We start from the raw sequence: 3,861 nt of genomic DNA, 5'->3' as shown, positions 1-3,861 counted from the left end.
TTCTCCCCTGCCGCGTAACACTCGGAAAGATGGCAAACGACATGTGCCACAGTCGGGAGCAGGCGGAGCAGGTCAAGGCTAGGTTGGCCGAGTGGCTGGCGCCACCAATGGTCGGGACGACGGCACTGACTGAGCGGCACCGCCCGCAGACCGCCGGCATCAAGCGAATGGCTCGGCCGTATAACCACGCGCTGACCGTCGCATATCTCTGCCCCACCTGTGAGAATTGAGCTGACAAGGCAGCTAGAGACGGATAGGTCCCTTTGTGAGCACCGATGGCCGCGAGCCTGACGACGAGGCCGGCGCGGAGTTCCTGAACGGCTTCGTCGATAGGTTGATTCTCGGGGGCGGGCGTGTGGACATGGGCCGCCGGCGCTCCGAACCAGTTGCGCCACCATAGCATGTAGTACAACTATGTAGTACATTATTGGTATGAGTGAAGTACCTCTCCGAATGCTCAACCAAGAGACGGCAAAGGTCTTGGCCCGCGTCAAGCGTGGCGAAGAGATCACGCTTACTGAGCGCGGGGAAGTCATCGCCCGAATAATCCCCGCTACCGCCGGCCCACTGGATGCGTTGATCACTGCCGGCAGAGTGCAACCGGCGACGCTGGCCGGCCCAGCCCCGCGGCCGACCGTTCCGATGCACGACAATCTCGACGCCGGCGCGCTATTGCAACGTCTGCGCGCCGAGGAAAGGTATTAGCCGGTGATCTACCTGGATACCTCGGCTCTGGTCAAGCTGATCCGGATCGAAGTCGAATCTGATGCTCTAGCTGACTGGCTCGATGAACGCACCGAAACACGTTGGATAACATCTGCCTTGGCTGAAGTGGAGCTCCCCAGAGCCATCCGCGCAGTCGCCCCAAATGGCTTATCTGCTGTCCCCTCTGTGCTGGCCAGACTGGATCGGTTCGAAATCGACCAGGTCATCCGCGCCACCGCGGCCGCCTACCCCGATCCGGCGCTGCGCTCGCTCGATGCGATACACCTGGCCACCGCTCAAATCGCCGCATCCACAGCACCATTGACCGCCATGGTCGCCTATGACAGTCGACTCAGCGACGCCGCCCGTGCCCTCGGGATAACGATTGTCACACCTGGAAGAAACTCATGAACGGCTCAGGAGGAGAACACATGTCAGCACGTTTCTATGATGAGACCGTTTTTCAAGCGTGGCAGCGCGGTGTAGAGATCGCCGGTCCCCGATGGTTCGCCGACGGCCAGACTTCCCCGGACAGCGCGACCAGCAAGTGGGATCTCTCGCCGAGGGTCGACGAGATCCGATCAGCTATCGGATGGCTGTCCTCGGGCGAAGCGATGTTCCTTGCGGCGATGGTGAGCTTTTACAACTCTGAGCCCGGCGGCGAACTCTTGCGATCACTTGGCGCAAATGGCCTCAGCGACATTGCTGCCAGCCTCGACGAATCACGCCGACAAGTCATCGCCGACCTGCCCCTTGCCTACGCCGGCTGGTGAAAACCTCGCCGGCCGTCACTCCCACGGCTTCCCGCTACAACCCGCCGCAAAGGACAACCCATGGCTGACCTGCCAACTCGTCCCGAACTATTCGAGAACGCCCGCGCCTGCATCGACGAAGTGAGATCAGCGCTCAGCGCGGCGCGCGACTGGCTGCGCTCGGACTGGCAGCTCCTGGGCACACCACTGACTAAGGAGGCCGGCCAAGCTCGGGTGGCCATTTTGGAATCGATCGGCGAGGCCAAGGACCTCATCGACGCGATGAAGCGCACTGCAGCCTCGATGAAGCGGCGCAGCACGGCGTTGCGAGCGCGCGGCAGAAACGCCAGGCGACCGCGCTGTCTGGTGCGCCGCGCAGCGCGATGAACCGCCCGCCTTGCCCGCCGCGACCCGTTGCCGACCTGGTGGCCGGATGTGAACGGGCGCTGGCTCGAAGATGGTGGAAGATGGTGACCGCAAGACATCGTGCGTTGCGTGGTGGACCGCCCGTCACGCCTCAATCACGAACTTTGCGACTGGGCGCGCGCACCAACACTTCATGCTCGGCATCATGGGTGGCCGCTTCAGGCGCCAGGCGTGTTCGGCAGCCGACCGTCATACCCGCCGACGAGCGGTCGCCCGGCCACGATGTGCGCGACTCGGGCGACCGGTCCCAATCACCAAGCAAACGTCCTCTCCCGAGGCTTCGGGGTGCGTCATCCGCTTGCCCCGCATGTCGACATCCGTTGCTGCGCGGCTAGCGGCCACGCCAGTCAAATGTCGATTCCCGCTGCGGTGCCTACCTCAAAATCCCGGCAATCCCGGCAGGGTGAAACCACCGCCCGCGCCGGTGGAAGCGCCGCTCCCAGCGCCGCCCGGACCGGTCAAACCGCCCGACGTGCCAGTACCGAAGCCGCCGCCATTGTCGTTGAAAGCACCGGACCCGCCGGTCGACGCCCTGCCCCCACCGATCGGGGTGGACACTCCACCAGACCCGCCGCCCCCAACTGTGATCCCTGGGTCTGGCTCATCCGCCCAGGCAGCGCCCGCGCTGGCTATCGGGATGAGCCCGGCGGCCAAAGCTGCACCTGCGGCCATGCCGAGCTTGATCGTGATACCGCGGCGTCGTGTCTTGCAAGTCATGTTCCCCTCCGAATTCATGGATCATTAGATGATCGCGTTATGATCGGCGCACTTGTCGTGCGTTGCACAGTCACTTAGGTGGTAATGGGGCTCACCTCCATTCCCACAACTGGATTCCCACAACTGGTGATAGCAATGCCACCAGCTGTATGAACTTTGGCTATGCAATGCAGCTTAGCTACTACAGAAAGTGAGCGTCAAGCCAATTGGGCTACCTTGTTTGCAAAGTGATTCATATTCATAAATTCAGTGTTTCAGTAGACACTGACTTCCACACCTACAATCGTATATTGCAGCAGTTCAACAACCATGTACTGGTGTACTGACATGCGCCAATTCGCGTCTGCGTACTTACTGATATCGAGCACAACGTGAATCATTCAGGCCAGAGTCTGACTTGATTACGATTATCAGAGTTTCAAGGTGCCAGCAAACTAGACTTACTCGGTTGGTGCCCGATATCTGCAGAAACCTTTCTTCCTAGAATTCAGTATCGCTGTTGGCCAAAAATCGCTCCCTGCGTAGTCCGATCAGCAGTCACACCTCGCCGCGTGCACCTAGACCGTCCCCAACACAGGGCCTCAGCAGACGCCCGCCGGCAACTCATCGCCGACGACGCGCGAGGGGTGCCGCGCCTCACCTTGGGCCCAAGTGCAGGACCCCTCATTGATCCGCGTACTGATATGCAGATCTACTGAAACGCACCCGAAGAGGGGATCGCCGCAATGAGCACCGGCCGCAGCCGCATCGAATCGAGCGCCGCACCGTCCCACAGAAACACCGCGGCTGCCACCCCGCCCTCACCTACAGGCACCGGGCCGACCGAACGCCTCATGACCATCCGGTAGACAGGCGACCAACGAACACGCCGAACCGTCGACCTATCACTTGGCACACACCCGGGTCTTGACATCTGGCAGCGAGATGCCGCCGACCGCCTCGGACTCGCAGGATGCAGGCGGAAATAACCGGATTCTTCTCTGGACAAGCTCGACGCAATCCACGCCGTCCTGCATCGCTTCCCCGTGTACAAGCCGATCATCGCCGCGGTCAACGGCACTTGCGTGGCGGGCGGATTCGAGATGTTGAGCTCCACCGACATCCGAGTGGCCGTGCCCGACGCACGATTCGCGGTGATGGAGCCGAAGCGCGGTCTTTTCGCAGTGTCTTGCCCGTGAGGACACTCGCGGCGGCAAGGGCACCGCCGATCGTGACGTAATGACTTAGGGCCGGTCCACGCGGCAGAGGTGTGAGGTGTTGA

Annotated in this window: 6 protein-coding genes; all 6 read left to right on the top strand. The window is 61.7% G+C overall.

The genetic code is table 11. The annotated features are described in order from the left end of the window. A partial coding sequence (locus tag HMPREF0591_RS33435; protein WP_208857749.1) for a hypothetical protein occupies positions 1-230 on the top strand: 230 nt, incomplete at its 5' end. A 202-nt stretch (positions 231-432) separates the two neighbouring features. After that, positions 433-705: a type II toxin-antitoxin system Phd/YefM family antitoxin gene (locus HMPREF0591_RS10415; RefSeq protein ID WP_033711258.1), complete on the top strand. Its 273-nt coding sequence runs from the start codon at positions 433-435 to the stop codon at positions 703-705. A gap of 3 nt (positions 706-708) precedes the next feature. Continuing rightward, positions 709-1,116 (top strand): type II toxin-antitoxin system VapC family toxin, encoded by a 408-nt coding sequence (locus tag HMPREF0591_RS10410; RefSeq protein WP_007168487.1) that lies wholly within the window; start codon positions 709-711, stop codon positions 1,114-1,116. Positions 1,117-1,136: 20 nt separating this feature from the next. After that, positions 1,137-1,478: a hypothetical protein gene (locus HMPREF0591_RS10405; protein ID WP_007168486.1), complete on the top strand. Its 342-nt coding sequence runs from the start codon at positions 1,137-1,139 to the stop codon at positions 1,476-1,478. Positions 1,479-1,538: 60 nt separating this feature from the next. Further along, complete coding sequence (locus tag HMPREF0591_RS10400; protein ID WP_007168485.1) at positions 1,539-1,844, top strand: hypothetical protein; 306 nt, start codon at positions 1,539-1,541, stop codon at positions 1,842-1,844. 1,781 nt (positions 1,845-3,625) lie between these two features. Continuing rightward, a complete protein-coding gene (locus HMPREF0591_RS30880) occupies positions 3,626-3,778 on the top strand; it encodes an enoyl-CoA hydratase-related protein (protein ID WP_007168480.1) in 153 nt (50 codons plus the stop codon). Positions 3,779-3,861: the final 83 nt, after the last annotated feature.

Source organism: Mycobacterium parascrofulaceum ATCC BAA-614 (genome assembly GCF_000164135.1).
GTDB lineage: Bacteria > Actinomycetota > Actinomycetes > Mycobacteriales > Mycobacteriaceae > Mycobacterium > Mycobacterium parascrofulaceum.
This window is presented reverse-complemented; position numbering and strand designations above follow the sequence as displayed.

What these genes read in the sequence shown, in the direction of transcription:
- HMPREF0591_RS10415 (WP_033711258.1), top strand. Translation starts at nt 433, where the DNA reads ATGAGTGAAGTACCTCTCCGAATGCTCAACCAAGAGACGGCAAAGGTC.
- HMPREF0591_RS10405 (WP_007168486.1), top strand. Translation starts at nt 1,137, where the DNA reads ATGTCAGCACGTTTCTATGATGAGACCGTTTTTCAAGCGTGGCAGCGC.
- HMPREF0591_RS10400 (WP_007168485.1), top strand. Translation starts at nt 1,539, where the DNA reads ATGGCTGACCTGCCAACTCGTCCCGAACTATTCGAGAACGCCCGCGCC.